Annotated in this window: 16 protein-coding genes and 1 pseudogene; 4 read left to right on the top strand and 13 right to left on the bottom strand. The window is 43.0% G+C overall.

Annotated features, from left to right (window positions below):
- Nucleotides 1-59: 59 nt before the first annotated feature.
- Nucleotides 60-1055 carry a hypothetical protein gene (locus P855_RS0104115; RefSeq protein ID WP_028782389.1) on the bottom strand — a complete coding sequence of 332 codons (996 nt, stop codon included), beginning with the start codon at nucleotides 1053-1055 and terminating at the stop codon, nucleotides 60-62.
- A 190-nt stretch (nucleotides 1056-1245) separates the two neighbouring features.
- On the opposite strand from P855_RS0104115, the gene P855_RS22615 reads away from it, so the two are divergent.
- The 3 genes from P855_RS22615 to P855_RS22605 are packed head-to-tail and all read left to right on the top strand — an operon-like array spanning nucleotide 1246 to nucleotide 2307.
- Complete coding sequence (locus tag P855_RS22615) at nucleotides 1246-1374, top strand: hypothetical protein (RefSeq protein WP_268744478.1); 129 nt, start codon at nucleotides 1246-1248, stop codon at nucleotides 1372-1374.
- Nucleotides 1316-1831: a DUF4003 family protein gene (locus P855_RS22610; RefSeq protein WP_152526180.1), complete on the top strand. Its 516-nt coding sequence runs from the start codon at nucleotides 1316-1318 to the stop codon at nucleotides 1829-1831. The genes P855_RS22615 and P855_RS22610 overlap by 59 nt, the downstream gene beginning before the upstream one ends.
- 5 nt (nucleotides 1832-1836) lie before the next feature.
- The gene (locus tag P855_RS22605; protein ID WP_152526179.1) at nucleotides 1837-2307 is read left to right on the top strand and encodes a DUF4003 family protein; all 471 of its coding nucleotides are present in this window, start codon (nucleotides 1837-1839) and stop codon (nucleotides 2305-2307) included.
- On the opposite strand, the gene fosM is transcribed toward P855_RS22605, so the two are convergent.
- The 9 genes and pseudogenes from fosM to P855_RS0104050 form a co-directional block, all read right to left on the bottom strand.
- Nucleotides 2248-2670, bottom strand: a complete 423-nt coding sequence (fosM, locus tag P855_RS0104095; protein ID WP_028782386.1) for a FosM family fosfomycin resistance protein — start codon at nucleotides 2668-2670, stop codon at nucleotides 2248-2250. The genes P855_RS22605 and fosM overlap by 60 nt on opposite strands.
- 21 nt (nucleotides 2671-2691) lie before the next feature.
- Complete coding sequence (locus P855_RS22375) at nucleotides 2692-2886, bottom strand: DUF6366 family protein (RefSeq protein WP_028782385.1); 195 nt, start codon at nucleotides 2884-2886, stop codon at nucleotides 2692-2694.
- 47 nt (nucleotides 2887-2933) lie between these two features.
- Nucleotides 2934-3413, bottom strand: coding sequence for a GNAT family N-acetyltransferase (locus P855_RS0104085; RefSeq protein WP_028782384.1), 480 nt, complete (start codon nucleotides 3411-3413; stop codon nucleotides 2934-2936).
- Between the two features lie 41 nt (nucleotides 3414-3454).
- A pseudogene (locus tag P855_RS0104080) lies at nucleotides 3455-3703 on the bottom strand (alpha/beta fold hydrolase); the annotation flags it as partial.
- Between the two features lie 67 nt (nucleotides 3704-3770).
- Nucleotides 3771-4301, bottom strand: coding sequence for a GNAT family N-acetyltransferase (locus tag P855_RS0104075; RefSeq protein WP_028782382.1), 531 nt, complete (start codon nucleotides 4299-4301; stop codon nucleotides 3771-3773).
- 181 nt (nucleotides 4302-4482) lie between these two features.
- On the bottom strand, nucleotides 4483-5628 hold the full coding sequence (locus P855_RS0104070; protein WP_028782381.1) for a mannitol-1-phosphate 5-dehydrogenase: 1146 nt from the start codon (nucleotides 5626-5628) through the stop codon (nucleotides 4483-4485).
- Nucleotides 5629-5633: 5 nt separating this feature from the next.
- Entirely contained in the window at nucleotides 5634-7727 is a 2094-nt protein-coding gene (locus P855_RS0104065) for a BglG family transcription antiterminator (protein WP_028782380.1), read from the bottom strand.
- A gap of 99 nt (nucleotides 7728-7826) precedes the next feature.
- Nucleotides 7827-9749 carry a PTS mannitol transporter subunit IICBA gene (locus P855_RS0104060; protein WP_028782379.1) on the bottom strand — a complete coding sequence of 641 codons (1923 nt, stop codon included), beginning with the start codon at nucleotides 9747-9749 and terminating at the stop codon, nucleotides 7827-7829.
- A 439-nt stretch (nucleotides 9750-10188) separates the two neighbouring features.
- Nucleotides 10189-11397 carry a Bcr/CflA family efflux MFS transporter gene (locus P855_RS0104050; RefSeq protein ID WP_028782378.1) on the bottom strand — a complete coding sequence of 403 codons (1209 nt, stop codon included), beginning with the start codon at nucleotides 11395-11397 and terminating at the stop codon, nucleotides 10189-10191.
- 197 nt (nucleotides 11398-11594) lie between these two features.
- Between P855_RS0104050 and P855_RS0104045 the strand changes: the two genes are divergently transcribed.
- The gene (locus P855_RS0104045) at nucleotides 11595-12311 is read left to right on the top strand and encodes a vanadium-dependent haloperoxidase (protein WP_028782377.1); all 717 of its coding nucleotides are present in this window, start codon (nucleotides 11595-11597) and stop codon (nucleotides 12309-12311) included.
- Between the two features lie 230 nt (nucleotides 12312-12541).
- On the opposite strand, the gene P855_RS0104040 is transcribed toward P855_RS0104045, so the two are convergent.
- From P855_RS0104040 to P855_RS0104030, 3 genes are read right to left on the bottom strand one after another with little or no spacing between them, the layout of a single operon-like run.
- On the bottom strand, nucleotides 12542-13006 hold the full coding sequence (locus tag P855_RS0104040; protein ID WP_028782376.1) for a thioesterase family protein: 465 nt from the start codon (nucleotides 13004-13006) through the stop codon (nucleotides 12542-12544).
- Between the two features lie 13 nt (nucleotides 13007-13019).
- Nucleotides 13020-13973 (bottom strand): 3-hydroxyacyl-CoA dehydrogenase NAD-binding domain-containing protein, encoded by a 954-nt coding sequence (locus P855_RS0104035; RefSeq protein WP_037985614.1) that lies wholly within the window; start codon nucleotides 13971-13973, stop codon nucleotides 13020-13022.
- Nucleotide 13974: 1 nt separating this feature from the next.
- Complete coding sequence (locus P855_RS0104030; RefSeq protein ID WP_028782374.1) at nucleotides 13975-14865, bottom strand: 3-keto-5-aminohexanoate cleavage protein; 891 nt, start codon at nucleotides 14863-14865, stop codon at nucleotides 13975-13977.
- Nucleotides 14866-15148: the final 283 nt, after the last annotated feature.

Raw genomic sequence — 15148 nt, 5'->3', positions numbered from 1 at the left:
CGCTGGAAGCCCCCTTTTTCTCTGTGTTATTTAACGGCTAAATGGACGTTTCTTATGGGTCATCTTCCTGATACCGCACGAGCCCATAGAGTAATTTCAATCAAAAGAGCAAGCAGGACCACCCATGCCAAAACGGGCAAGAAGAAATGATGGAATTCGTTTAGCAGATTCCCTTCATAGCTGTTTCCTCCCATCGCCATTGTAAAAGCAAAAAACATCCCAAAAGTGAAATTCCGTGACCACTGGCTGATATGGTAGGTAAAGATACCTTTTCTCCAGCCTTTTTGCTGCACCCGTTTGACGGCGCGTATGATCTCCACACCCTCCACGAAGCAAAATACGACCAGTACAAACAGCCAATAATAATAAAGAAACAAACCATCCAGCATATTTGTTGTAATAATAGCAAGGCCTGTAATTGAAAGGGCGCCATGGATAATACAGTTTGTGTTTGTCCAGTCCTCTATAATAGACCAGCCTGTTGCCAAATAACGCTTCAAAATTAAAATAAGTCCGTTCATATAAAAAAACACACCGAAGGCAAATGCAGAAAAAATTAACAAGTCAGGCAAATTTGGAAACATTTTCACCCATAGAACGACTAGTGATTGTGCTGCAACAGCAGACAACAGGACAACACCATGAGTCGCATGGAAGGTTGGCCGCTGCCACAACCGTTTGAAATTCCTGATGCTTATATAAATAAAATATACCGACAAGAACGAGTTAATTACGGCCACACCCACCGCCAATGAATGAAGCAATGGCGTATAGTGTTCCAGCACGATCCCCAACACCGAAAAACCGGCGATCCAGGAACCAATAACAAAAGAATTAACCGGGTTATTTAAAAAAGGAGTAAGAAAGCCTTTTTGAAATAACTGCCGAACTAATTTTGAGTAAATAACGATAGCCAGAAACAAAAAAGTTAATGCGAACCATCGTTCTGCAGATTGGTTTACAAAATGACTCATGACCCCATGCAAGAAAATACCCAAAGCCATAACGATTGCCCCTGAGGCTGGATTAATTACTTTTTTCTCTATTACATCCATTCTTGTTCGACTCCTCTTTCGCGCGACTGACCTTTTTATTGTACGATTTTTTTATAATTATTTAAAGCGACCGGATATTAGAGGCAGGGTAAGCAGAGGTGCTGAACGGAAACCTTTACATGATAATGAGAAACATTTTCTTTATTCATCCGTATATAGGAATAGACAACCATTAAGAAGGAGGACCAGTATGGTTTTAATGGAAGAGCTTACATCATTGAAAGATATATGCGGAGATTTAAAAACAATTGAGAAAAAAGATGAGGTGGACAGAAAAAAAGATTGTCATGATGGTGACGGCCGTCTATGTGACCAGTGACCGACAATTTGATATTGATTGCTATGTGAAAGTTTCTGAAACAATTAAACAAGAAGCCAGCATGTTTTCCTATTTGAACTCCCCGCTGCGATACACGGTATCAGCTATGCTGGATACCCGTTTTGATGTTCCTATCCGCGCCTTTTCCGATATGATGCAAATCTATGAATCTATGATTCGAAGCGGATTCAACCGTTCCCAGTATACCTACCTTGCCGCTGCGGCGATCATGCAGGATCACATGGAGAATGCTGACTTGATGGAAAAAGTGGAACGGGCGGTTTCGATTCACCGGTTAATGAAAAAGGAACATCCATTTCTCACCTCCAACGATGATTATCCACTGGCTGCTTTGTTGGCTCAACGGGAAAAAGAAATGGAAAAGCTCATCGACCAGGTTGAATATATATACCGCGCACTCAATCAAAATGGATATTGGAAAGGGATAAATTCTTAAGCCATATGCTTACACTGGATGAGCAGCACACACCAGACGAACTAGTAGAGCGCACAATCCGAGCATCAGAGTCATTAAAGAGATCGGAAATCCGTTTTAAAAGTTTACTTTATCCGGAAGCAGGCTTACTCGCATTCCTTGGTGATGACACAAATGATCTAAACGAAGTCCTGACATTCAAGGACGCCCTGGACCAGGAAGCACCCTTCCGTTGGCAAAAAGATATGAATGTCAAGGTAGCGGTTAACATTCTGGTCAGCCATCAGCTGCGTGAAACCAACACCATTCAAACAGGATTGTTCACCACACTGGAAACTATCCTGCAAGCCCAGCAGGCTGCAACCCTGGCAGGGGTAACAGCCACTACTGCGCTTCTTCCTCCAACAGTAGCGGACAATAAAAGCCTATATGGAGTTTTAATCAAAAAACTCCATATAGGCTTTTTCCTGTTTATAATAGTCCAATCGATCCTGTAACGTCCCAGTATGAAATTCAAACTTATGGCCGTCAGGGTCTTCAAAATATATGGACCGCTTGTCCCTTTTATCTCTTGGCCTGCCAGGTAAAATAGTAACACCCAAATCATTTAGCTTTTGATACATTTTGTCAAAATCGCTTTCGTCAATGGAAAAGGCAATATGAGTATAGGAATCCTTTATTTCATTACGTGGGATTCCGTTCTCTTCATTGAGCGCAAACCACATACCATGAACATCAAAGTATGCCGTACTTCTGCCTTTCACCAACAGCCTGGCATCAAAAACATTCCTATAAAACTCGACGGATCTTTCTAAATCCGAAACGGAAAACAAAAAGTGATTGAGTCCTTGTATCGACATATATAGCCTCCTAATTACTTGTTAGCGGAAGAATAAAGCATAAATGAAAAATGCTAATAAAATGATAAGTATAAGTATTCCGGTACTTTTCCACCCCAAGCCGCCAACTAAATCCGGCAGTCCTCCACCATGGATACTCCCCGATGGATTCCTCTTTAACTCTTCCTGGTTCATTCGCTCCCGTCTTTCTTCTGGACTTTCTTTTTCCCCAGTCACTTACACACCTCCCCTAAGGCTAAAAAATAGCCTAACAAAACTGTCCGTCACACCAACGGCTTCACTAACTCAATTTCATCCCTGATCGGAATACCTTCATTACCAAGTAAAGGGATCTCGGGTTTGATCTTTCTTGCTTGATCCACTGCATTATTTATAATCTTGGACATTATGTATCCCCGTTTTTGGTAAAACTTCAATGCCAACAAATTATCGTTGGTGGTGATAAGTTTTATACGGGTACAATTTTCTTTACTAGCAAGGTTTTCCACTTCCTGAACTAAGGATGAACCAATTCCTTTTCCTTCTTCCACACTATCTAATGAAATGATTTCACATTCGTTACCTTTTATGATGTAAGTAATCAAGCCGATGATGTTTTCATCTTCGTTTATTACAGTAAAGCCATCCAGCGCACTGCAGTCATAAACTCCGCTGGAAATCACCATTCCCGGGCTGCCCCAATGCAATTTAAAGAAGTCTACTATTTTACTTTTTGAAATATCATTAGTAGATTGAATGTTCATTTTAGTCTCCCTCGCGTCCTGTCAACGATTTAAATAGTCTAGCAATCTTTTATGATATCCACTAAAGTGAAACGTTCATGATTTTCAATGATCTCAGACCGGCACACCCCTCGTTGATCGATCGCTATGACATAAAATTGATCGTGCAACCTTTCTTTTTGATGATATGTAAAATCAAAACAGCTTTCACCAGGGCCGCCATGTAAATTAAGGACAGGCTGTTTTTCCTTTGCCCCAAACTCTTCAACGTAAAGTTTCTTCCCTCTAATTTCTATTAATCTGCCTTCCATCTCTGTTCCTCCCTTCCATAAATTTTTCAGGAAACCCATTCGAATTACACAATTTAAAATCCCACCATTATTTTCGATACTCCATCAACCAGCAATCTCTGTATTCTCCTTCGTGAAGCTCATGTTTGGGGAGTAATTTTACTTTTTTAAAACCACTTTTCTCATAGCATTTAATAGCCCTTGCGTTCCTTATTTGGGGATCCATCACTACCAGGTCTGCCTTTTTTTGTACTAATAAGAAGTTAGCCATAGAGGTAACGAGTAAGGTGCCAAGCCCTTTATTCCAATATGCTGCTTCCCCAATAAACTGGTCTATTCCATATATAACTTCATCCCCATACCCATATTCTCTTTTGGTATCCTCCTCTAATAGATAGAATTGAATATATCCAATTTCACTTCCTTCAAAAGCGACGATACACTTATTAACATAGTCGTTAGGATCATAAAATTCTTTTTTCACTTTATCTTGATCAAATGGATTGTCTCTTCCTTCATAAAACTCAAGAACCCTTGGATCAGATAGCCATTTTGCCAGCAGGGGACTATCCTTTTGTTCTAATTTCCTCACCAGCAAATTTTTATTCTGAAATAGTATAGCAAGCCCCCCTTTATCTCCGTTTACGTTTCGAGACTCCAATCGCATGAACAGAAGGTTATATTTACATACGAAACAGCTAGGGTTTAGTTTCAAAACTTCCCTTATTTAAATTTACCTCCTCTGATTATCAGATAAAAGAAAAGGAGCCTGATTTGTTTATGAATCAGGCTCCAACTAGTTACTGTTTACTTTTTAATTCTTCATAGTGACGGACTACTTCTTTGGTGATCTCACTGTCTTCTTCCAGCTTACTTACTTCTTTCAGAACATAAGCAACCCCGTGCTCTTCGATCATTTCCTGGATTTTCATAGCTTCTTCATCCTCGTTGTGATCAAACAATAACGCTGCTGCGATCGCTTTAGCCAGATTGGTATAGGATAAACCTGCTTTTTGCGCCTGGGTGGCCGGACGAATTAAACGGTCTTCCGGGCCAAGCTTCCTCATCGGAGCGCGTGCTACTCTTGTCACGTTATCATTGAGATAAGGATTTTTGAAGCGTTCAATATTCTTGTTGATATAGTTTAAATGGTCGTTTTTATCGAGACCGTATTCATTGATCAGGTAGGATCCAGTCTCTTTTAGTGTTTCCCTGACTTGATTGGCAACTTCTTCATCGGAGAGGGTCTCGTCAATGGTCTCTTTCCCGGCAAGATAACCAAGATACGCAATAACCGCATGTCCTGTGTTCACCGTAAATAGCTTTCGTTCAATGAAAGGAGCGAGATCCTCTACAATCTTCATTCCTTTTACCGGTGGAATAGATTCTTTTGTTTCCACCACCCACTCATAATAGGGTTCCACAAGGACATCTAAGGAATCCTGATCCTGAATTGGCACGATGCGGTCAACAGCCGAATTAAAGAAATAGACCCTTCCTTCGATCTTTCCTTTCATTTTATCGTCCAGATGGGCGAATACATAATCTCTTAACAATGCTGTTGCTCCGATTTGGTTTTCACACGCAATGATATAAAGTTTTTCATCAGTTGTATTGATACGTTCAGAAACCCCGCGGGCAATCAATGGTGCTATCTTTGGCAAAATGTTCGGTCCGATCGCTGTCGTCAGGTAGGCTGCATTTTTAATCGCTTCTACCACTTCGTCTTCCTGACTGCTATTATTTAATCCAGAAACGTTTTCGACAGCTACGGTCTCTTGCTGTTCGGTCGCTAATTTAACCTGATAGCTTCGTTCTTCATTTAATTTATTGATGATCTGGTCGGCGATATCGACAAATGTTACATGGTAACCAGATTGGGAAAATAGCGCGCCTATAAAACCTCTGCCAATGTTTCCTGCTCCAAAATGAACCGTTTGCTTCACCATCATCATTCCTTTATCAAATTATTTTTTAGATAGACCAGAAATAAATCTTCCAGCTTTTTTCGAATCATCGCTTCATTAGAAGAAGAGAAGATCATCATGGCCACATCACTTTCTATCAAGCTGGTACTGATGAGACTCAGGATTTCCTGTTCCCGGTTACTCAAGTTTTCAGGAGCCAGCATTAAAAGGAGGTTCTTCATTTGCATGGGCTGGCCATCCATCCCCTTGATCTCACAGGGCTGCTCTAAGTGGGATACTCGGAAGATAAGCTCATGGATACCTTCATCACGACAATGAAAGAGACCCATATTCGTATTTGGGATACCTAGTCCGCCTTTCCGCTCTCTTTCTGTAAGCTGGTGCATGACATTAGGAGCATCTGTGAGAAGCCCCTCCTGTTCCGCCTGTTCCACCATTTGCCCTAAAACATCCCAGTGATTTCCATCTCTCTGCTTTCGGTATACACTCAGGTTCTTCAGGATGGCATCCATACTGGATTGAACGTCTTTTATTTCCTGCAAGAGACTCTTTACATCCTGCTGTTTTGTTTCTGTTTTAGGCGAGGTATCCTGCTGGGCACCAGGGCTTAAATAGTGATTTTTGCTTGTCAGCTTTTCCAGGTTATTCTCCAGGTAACTCTGGATAAACCCGATGTCCTTCTCACTTAACAACGGACTAACAAGAATGTAGTCAATATTCGTAAAAGGGAGTCTGACAGTGGAAATCACAAGCTCATAGTCATCGAGATTTGCTGTTTGAAAATCTTTAATCGATAAAATCTCAACATCTGTAATCTCTGCCAGTTCTTTTTGAATACGGCTTGCCAGCATCTTAGAAGCACCGATACCTGTAGGGCAGACGATTACTGCTTTAATTTTTACTTTCTCTTCCTGCATCAGCAACGCTGAACCAAAGTGCAAAACGATAAAGGCAATTTCATCATCGGGAAAATCAATATCCTTAAATTCTTTTTCCAGGGCTTTTTTAACCGCCATGAATAAGACCGGATATTTCCTTTTTATTTCTTCAGTCAATGGGTTAAATAACTCCAGTTGTTGTTTCAAGCGAAATATCGATGGCTCCATATGTGCCAATAATCCTTGAAATAAAGAAAAGTCATCGGATAAATCCACATGCAGCATCGAAGAAACATCCTTGATGACATTTTTAATCAATTTTCCGAGCAGTACACTGTCATAATATACGACATCAGTAGCGTGCACTTTTGAACCTCTTAAAATAATCGTTAAAAAATGGGCATCGCTAGTGGTGATTGGAATCGAAAGATTTTCTTTCAGCTCCCGGCCTATCGTTCGGATTAATTGAAATTCATTTGTATCTTCATTTGCTGCCTGATAATTGTCTGGCAGCAAAAAATTATTCTGGGTCCGCTGGATTGTCAGGCAAATATGAACAATAAGCCCGATATAATCACTATCGGCTAATCTTGTTTGCCCTTTATTGATTTTTTGATTAACCAGCTTGTCTATCATTAATAAATATTCCGGAGAAAAATATCCTAGTATTTTCTCCTTCTTCTCCTCTTCTTGTTCCAGTAAGTACAAATTTTCGATTAACTCTTCGTAAAAATAGACTAAGAAGTAGCTGGCAAGTGCATGCCGTTTATTCGCTTCATCTGCAATAAGCTCGACTCCTACGCCTCTTTTTCTTGTAAGGGTAATAGAAAATTTTTTTAACCAGTCCGAAAGTTCATCCAGATAGGTAGATAATGTTGCACCGCTTACCCCAAGCTCGTTGGCGAGCACTTGTTTTTTTATTAAAGGACCTTCATGCAGCAAAGTAATAAGCAATCTCAGCTTTCTTTCTTCGGGTGTTTCATCGGTAGGATCGACACCGGTCAATGTCTGTATGAGCCTGAAAATCTGTTCGTTTTTACCATCGATAAAAAGACCATCATCCGCAGTACGGTTCAATTCCAATTCAAATTGCTGTAAGACCTTATCAATTGATTTCAGGTCTCTTTGAATCGTTCTCACGCTCACATTCAGGTACGAAGAAAGAGAGTGAACCGTATGATTCCCCGACGTTCGGACAATTAAATCAATGATGGATTTTTCCCTTGAGGTAATAAACATGCATCTCACTCATTTCATTTTTTGATGTCCCTCTTTTAAGAGAAAAAGCATGGAAGCAACAGCAGAAAGGCAGGAATCATCCCGCCTTTCTAACCACAATTATTTGCTGTTAATGATGTCCTTAATTTCTTTTGCAGTCGTTGCCTGAACCATCTGGTCGACATTTTCCTGTTCAGAACAGATTACTGCAATGCCTGAGAGGATTTCCAGGTGTGTGCCATCTTTTCCGGCGATACCAAAAATCATTTTGGCTTGCTCTCCGTCGAAATCAACCCCATTTGGCACTTGGATAACCGTAAATCCGGATTTGAGTACGGCTTTCTTTGCTTCTTCTGTCCCATGGGGAATTGCTACATTATTGCCCATATAAGTGGAGGTGATTTCTTCCCGTTCTACCATCGCATCGACATAGCTGCCTTTTACATAACCGGCTTTGACTAACGCCTCTCCCGCAAAACGGATCGCTTCTTCTTTTGTAGAAAAATCCTTCCCGATAAAGATGTTTTCTTCCAGCAATAAATCATCATCTTCGGCAGGATCTACGGTTCCCGTTTCTTTTTCGGATTCCTCTACAAGTTCTGCCTGCTCTTCTGTTATTTTATTTTGGAGACTCGCGATCAACTTATCATACTCAGGGCTTGATAAGAAGTTATCTACAGAAATATGATAAGCATTCGGCATTTTGCCCTTCGCGCGAGGGGTTAATTCTTCCTGCGTAATGACGATATCCGTATCCTCCGGAATATTACTGATCGCTGTATTAGTTACCGATACATCAAGATCAGCTTCTTTTACTTTCTTTTTCAACAGGGATGCACCCATAGCACTCGATCCCATTCCGGCATCACAGGCAAAAATAATCTTGTTGACTTCCTGTGGGAATTCACCGTTATGACCGGTTGTTTCTTTTTCAGCCACATTTCCGGCAACCGAGCTTTTCTTACCTTTCATTTGTTCCATCTTCTGAGTCGCTTCATTGATATCCTCATCCTGTTGCTTGCCGGTTTTAAGGACGACAGCAGAAACGATGAAGGAAACAGCTGTAGCTACAATAACCGCTGCAAAGTTTGCTACATAAACCATTGGCTGAGGAGGAGTAACAGCTGAAATCGCCAGGATACTACCTGGAGATGCAGGAGCACCAAGCCCTCCACCTAAAAGTACCAGTGTGAAAACACCACTCATTCCACCAAGAATCACCGACAGAATCAGCATAGGTCTCATTAGTACATAAGGGAAGTAAATTTCGTGAATCCCACCAAGAAAGTGAATAAGCGCTGCACCTGGGGCTGACTGTTTTGCTGCTCCTCTTCCAAACAACATGAAAGCCAACAATACACCAAGACCTGGTCCCGGGTTAGCCTCTAGAAGGAAAAGGATCGACTTACCAGTTTCTTGCGCCTGATCCAGACCGATTGGTGACAGAACCCCATGATTGATTGCGTTATTTAAGAAAAGAATTTTTGCGGGTTCAATCAGAATACTGGTCAGAGGAAGTAATCCAGCACCGATTAACCAGTCGACACCAACCACAAGGATATCGGTAAAACCTTCAACCGCCGGTCCTACGCCTAAGTAGGCAAGAATCGCAAGAATGCCACCTATGATCCCAGCAGAGAAGTTGTTAACAAGCATCTCGAATCCAGATCTGATTTTTCCATCAATCGCCTGGTCGAATTTCTTTATGACGAAGGCCCCAAGCGGTCCCATGACCATAGCACCCATAAACATAGGCGTATCAGGAGCACCGACGATCACACCCATCGTTGCAATCGCACCTACGACACCGCCACGTTGGTCATGAACCAGCTTACCTCCTGTATAACCGATTAACAGCGGCAACAGATAGGTAACCATCGGGCCTACTAATTCAGCAAGGTTTTCATTTGGGAAGAAACCAGTTGGAATAAATAATGCCGTGATCAATCCCCACGCAATGAAAGCTCCAATGTTCGGCAAAACCATCGAACTTAGGAAGTTACCAAACTTCTGTACCGCAACTTTAATATTTGATTGCGCCATTATACTCTTCCTTTCAATAAAATAATCATAATTTCGTTCTAACTTCATCATAGTGGAGTAATGTAGGCGCATTCAATGACAATGAAAACTAACTTTGTCGCACAGGTGATGACAAACCTATTGTTTCTCTTATTTGGTCTACTATGCTAAAGGAGTGAGAGGATATGCTGAACTCCCGTCAAGCTAAGATGTCATAATTAGAACAGCCTGTTCAGGTCTCCTAATTCCACTCATTGGATGGACGGTTTACGGGAAAATATGGTGGAATTTCCATTTATAAGGGGGCATTGCTGGCTTTAATCAAAGCCTATGTTTCAAACAACACCCCTGCGTTAGGGCGGAACATAGCGGAGATAAGCCAGAAAATTCAAGCTCAAATAGTAAATTTAAAGTGCCTGCCCATCATTAAACAGGGACAGGCACTTTATTTTTGACAACACTAAGCTGCCACCGTTTGTTTTTTCTTCGTCAATGTAAAAAACACCACACAGCCGATCGAAGCTGTTATGAATAAAGTGGCCCCCATCGGTACAGCGGTCGATTCATCGATGCCGACAAGAGGAGAAACAAGCGATCCGAACAATAACGGAAGCATGCCTAACACGGCACTCGCGCTTCCTGCACGATGCCCCTGATACTCCATCGCAAGCGTAAACGTGCTTGTCAGTATCATCCCCATGGACGTCATATAAATAAATATCGGAATTACCAATGTTGCCAGCGGTCCTTCGATGATGGTCATGATCAGGAGGAAAGAAGTAGCGCTCACGGCAATGAGGACAGCAGCTCGCAGCAGGCTCCTTTCGTGTATGATACCACCCAGGCGCCCGATAATAGCACTGCCGGAAATAATGGCAAGTCCATTAATTCCGAACAGGATGCTGAAAACCTGCGGGGAGACATCATAGATGCCCTGATAAACAAAGGGAGTCCCAGAGACATAGGCGAAACTGCCACCATGAACAAATCCGATCGTCAACGCATAACCGATGAAGGAACGGTCCTTCAGCAGCCGGCCGATCGTACGAATCGTTTCCCCAAGCTTACTTGGAATTCGTTTTTCTTTTGGCAGTGTTTCCGGTAATTTAATATACATGGTAAGGACAATGATAAGGCCGACTAAAAATAAGAAATAAAAAATTGTACTCCACGAGGCAAATGGCAACAGCAGGATTGCTCCCCCTGTCATTGGTGCAATCATCGGTGCGGTCGCATTAATGACCATCAAGAGTGCGAAGAATTTCGTCAGGTCCCTGCCACTAAAAACATCCCGTACGACAGCCCGTGATAAAACAACGCCAGCCGAAGCGGTAAAACCTTGTAAAAACCGGGCAATCACAAATATGTAAATATTCGGAGCCAGAGCACATAAAAGCGATGCCAACGCAAACAGGAAAATAAATACCAGAAGCGGTCTTCTTCTTCCCTGCGAATCACTGATCGGACCAACAACAATTTGACCTACGGCAAGACCGATCAGACAGGTGGTCAAACTGAGTTGTACAAACGAGGCGCTCGTCCCAAAATCATCAGCAATACCAGGGAAACTCGGTAAATACATATCTATGTTCAGGGGACCTAAAACCCCAAGCATGCCGAGCAATAATGCCAGCCCGATACGCTCTTTTCCAGTTGGATTATGTAACATGACTTTCAAACACCCTTCTTTATTCGTTGAAACACTATTAAACTAAGATTTTACTCTTCTGCAAAAAAGAATGCCAGCAAAAAGCCCGCTACGCTCGTTGGCCATTCACCGGCCTTCTTTCAACATCAAGGTTCTTATTCTTCCCGTTCCCCCATATATTTTTAGGCAATAAGTAGAAAATGTTAGGGGATGAAACAATGAGAACTACTTACAGAAGGTGGTCAGCATATCCTTACCAAGGTGAGCAAAGTCCGCCGACACCTTATCCTTCAGCAGCGTATTACCCAATGTTTTTTATTTCCAGGGGAGAAACCAAGTCCTTTCTCGATCCTTTAGGAAACCAGATTAATTGGGAAATTAAAAACCCTTCTGGAGTTAATTGGGATAGCGAACTATTGCTGGTGGAACAAACGTTATCACGCCTGACACCCCAACAAATTCAAATCGCAAACTACTGGGGAAACTCCGAAACAACGGAAAACATGACCCCGATCATCTTCCATTTAGCAAAAAAATACAGACTAGGATCCCCCTATATCGCTAGAATCCTGGCTTATTTTCATGCTGGAATTAATGATTCCTTTGTGATTTCATGGTATTTGAAATACCTTTGGGATGTAGCGCGCCCCAATCAATACGGCCGGAACATCACCCCAATTCTTCCTACACCCCGATTTCCCGCCTACCCTTCGGCTCATGCCACGGTGGCAGGATGTGCAGATGCGATATTAAGTTATGTATTTCCGGCAGATGCAACCGATATAAAGAACACGATGGAGCAATGCGCTATGTCACGGCTATATGCCGGCGTACATTTCAAAGTGGATAATGATGAAGGATTAAGATTAGGCAGACAAATCGGAGGTATTGTTGTAAATGTATTAAAGAGGCAAAGCTTCAATAGTTTCGGTTAATTTTTAAGTTCAGGTGCTACCCTTGTCCGACTGACCAGGAAAGCGAGCTGAACCACTATGTCGATGACATGGACAAGATTCAGCTATATATCAACAATACCTCTGCCTTAACGAGGATAACTTCTTCCCTAACGGCACCAAGTTCCTTCCTAACCAAAAATGTGTCGAGCTCATTAAAAACAGACGCCTTATCCCCAAAGCAAGGGGAAAGGCGTCTGTTTTTCTTGTTCCTATTTTCTTCTTATACCAATGACTCTTCCAGCTTGTTTCGGCTTTTCCAATCCTTTTTGCTCTTTAAAGATATCCGCTATTTTTTCTTCGATCTGCTCAGGAAAAGGAGCGCCTCGTCCTTCATTCACGTCTATCCCCATCAGCATTTCTTCCAAGGTCGCTACGAGATCGCCAGCCGCATTGTACATTGATAAAAACAAATGGATCCGCTTCTGGTCATAATCAAGCACACGGAAAGTAATTTCGAACGCTTGTCCCTCTTTCATCTCCTGCAGGTAGCAAATATGGGTTTCGAGTGTGAAAATCGTGTAATTATACTCACTGCGAGCCGCTTCATCTAAACCGATATGATCGATGAACGCATCGGTCGCCTGGCTGAACGCGCGGTTATATTCTGCATCGTTCATATGACCATTATAATCCACCCAAGCTGCAGGAACGGTCTGTTGAAAACGAAAATCCATGAAGCCACCCTCCTTACACGCGTGTTTTTTCTGTTTCTTTTGGCCAGTATTCCTGAACCAGATCATATAATTTGACCAAAAATTCGTTACGGTGCTGATCCAGTTCACTCATGGACATGCCGTTCGACTGCTCTTCACATCCCGATACGACTTTATCGTACAGCTCATCTGTAAGTTCCGGGGCTTCCAGCTTCGTCCATGGTTTTTTCAATGCCGGACCGAACTGCTTGAGCATATGGCGCATGCCGCCTTCCCCGCCGGCTAAATGGAAGGTCAAGAACGGCCCATATTGGGCATAGCGCATGCCAGCTCCGTGGGTGAACGCTTTGTCCACCTCTTCGGTTGTTGCGATTCCTTCATTGACAATATGAAGTGACTCGCGCCAGATTGCTTCAATCAGGCGGTCTGCGATATGTCCTTCAATTTCATGACGAACCAATAGGACGCGCATCTGGATTGCTTCGTAAAAAGCCTTCGCCTTATCTGTATTCTCCGTCGTCGTCTGTTTTCCTGGTACGACTTCCACCAATGGCAAAATATAAACCGGATGGAAAGGGTGCGCCACGACGAACCGCTCCGGATACTGCAGGTTTGCCTGCAGTTCAGATGGCATGATCCCTGACGTGCTGGAGCCAATCAGCGCATCCGGCTTGGCATGACGATCGATATCCTGAAGTACACGCTGTTTCAGTTCTTCCACTTCCGGGACGTTTTCCTGGATCATATCGGCATCTTTCACCGCTTCCGCCAAATCTTTTTCAAACGTGAGACGGTCCTTTGAGGCACCTTCCGCTAACCCCAGCTGTTCCGCATACGGCCATGCCTGTTCAACGGCCTTTCGCATGCGTGCTTCTGCACCCTCTGCAGGATCTGTCGCAACGACGTCATATCCGTTGGCGAGCATCCGGACAATCCAGCCTGTTCCAATAACTCCTGTTCCGACTACTGCTGCTTTTTGTACTGCCATGTTATTTACCCCCGTTCGGATTACGTAGATTCAACAATTCTCTTGCTTCCTGTGGTGTCATTGGCTCTAAGTCCAGGCCGTTCAGCATCGTCACAGCTTTATCGACAAGCTGTTCGTTTTTAGCTACCACGCCTTTGGATAAATAGATATTATCTTCGAGTCCGACACGTACGTTGCCGCCAAGAAGTGCGGACTGAGAAGCCATCGGCATCTGCATCCGTCCGATTCCGAATGCGGACCAGTGCGCATTATCCGGAATGCGATTTTTCATATAAGACATGGTTTCTACATCAGCCGCTGCTCCCCAAGGAATACCAAGGCAGAACTGATACATCGGATCGCCATCAATCAGCCCCTCTTCTACTAATTGATTGGCAAAGCGGACATGGCCGGTATCAAAGCATTCCAGCTCCGGCTTGACACCACTTTCCTGGATAAGCTTCGCCTGATCCCGCAGCCAGTCTGTCGGGCTCATATAGATCATGTCGCCAAAATTGGTACTACCACAGTCAAGCGTGCACATTTCCGGAAGCAGTTCGCCAACCGGTTCATGACGCTCGGCAGGCGTCTGGATATCTGTACCATCTCCGCCTGCTGCCGGCGTGTTCAGGCTTGGGATGAAGTCGCCGCCACCACCGGAAGTGATATTGATGATTACATCGGTTTCTGAATCACGGATACGGTCGACAATCTCACGGTAATGCTCGACATTATGACTGATACCGCCAGTTTCAGGATCGCGGGCATGCACATGGGCAACCGTCGCGCCTGCTTTCGCGGATTCTATTGCTGACTCCGCAATTTCCTTTGGTGTTACAGGCACATGCGGGTTTTTCTTTATCGTATCTCCTGCGCCTGTTACGGCAGAAGTAAGGATTACTTTATTCTTCATGACAATTCCTCCTTCAAAAGGTGAACGTTGTTTTCGATTCCGTTAAAACTATACCATCCGGACTGTTAATATTCAAATCATTTTTTAAAAAAAGATCTCTAAACCCACCCCTATATCCACACATCCATATTAATCAGCAAAATTAGCTATTTAAGCAATTGAACTCCGTGCATATATACTAAGATACTCTATCCTCCTGTTTCCTGCCTTATATCATCTTTGAAAGAATACCGTCTGGATTGTACAGTTTTAAATGTCGATTAAAGCAGAAGTAATTTCAACA

This window comes from Thalassobacillus devorans MSP14, assembly GCF_000496835.1.
Taxonomy (GTDB): Bacteria; Bacillota; Bacilli; order Bacillales; family Halobacillaceae; genus Thalassobacillus; species Thalassobacillus devorans_B.
Note: the sequence above shows the minus strand (reverse complement) of the source record. Positions and strands in the feature narration are given on the sequence as shown.

Bases quoted from the DNA above. Each gene is read 5' to 3' on its own strand.
- P855_RS0104050 (WP_028782378.1), bottom strand. From the start codon at position 11,397: ATGTTACATAATCCAACTGGAAAAGAGCGTATCGGGCTGGCATTATTG.
- P855_RS0104030 (WP_028782374.1), bottom strand. From the start codon at position 14,865: ATGAAGAATAAAGTAATCCTTACTTCTGCCGTAACAGGCGCAGGAGAT.
- P855_RS0104115 (WP_028782389.1), bottom strand. From the start codon at position 1,055: ATGGATGTAATAGAGAAAAAAGTAATTAATCCAGCCTCAGGGGCAATC.
- P855_RS0104035 (WP_037985614.1), bottom strand. From the start codon at position 13,973: ATGGCAGTACAAAAAGCAGCAGTAGTCGGAACAGGAGTTATTGGAACA.
- P855_RS0104045 (WP_028782377.1), top strand. From the start codon at position 11,595: ATGAGAACTACTTACAGAAGGTGGTCAGCATATCCTTACCAAGGTGAG.
- P855_RS0104040 (WP_028782376.1), bottom strand. From the start codon at position 13,006: ATGGATTTTCGTTTTCAACAGACCGTTCCTGCAGCTTGGGTGGATTAT.
- P855_RS0104065 (WP_028782380.1), bottom strand. From the start codon at position 7,727: ATGTTTATTACCTCAAGGGAAAAATCCATCATTGATTTAATTGTCCGA.
- fosM (WP_028782386.1), bottom strand. From the start codon at position 2,670: ATGTCGATACAAGGACTCAATCACTTTTTGTTTTCCGTTTCGGATTTA.
- P855_RS22605 (WP_152526179.1), top strand. From the start codon at position 1,837: ATGCTTACACTGGATGAGCAGCACACACCAGACGAACTAGTAGAGCGC.
- P855_RS22610 (WP_152526180.1), top strand. From the start codon at position 1,316: ATGAGGTGGACAGAAAAAAAGATTGTCATGATGGTGACGGCCGTCTAT.
- P855_RS0104085 (WP_028782384.1), bottom strand. From the start codon at position 3,413: ATGAACATTCAATCTACTAATGATATTTCAAAAAGTAAAATAGTAGAC.
- P855_RS0104060 (WP_028782379.1), bottom strand. From the start codon at position 9,749: ATGGCGCAATCAAATATTAAAGTTGCGGTACAGAAGTTTGGTAACTTC.
- P855_RS22615 (WP_268744478.1), top strand. From the start codon at position 1,246: ATGGTTTTAATGGAAGAGCTTACATCATTGAAAGATATATGCGGAGAT.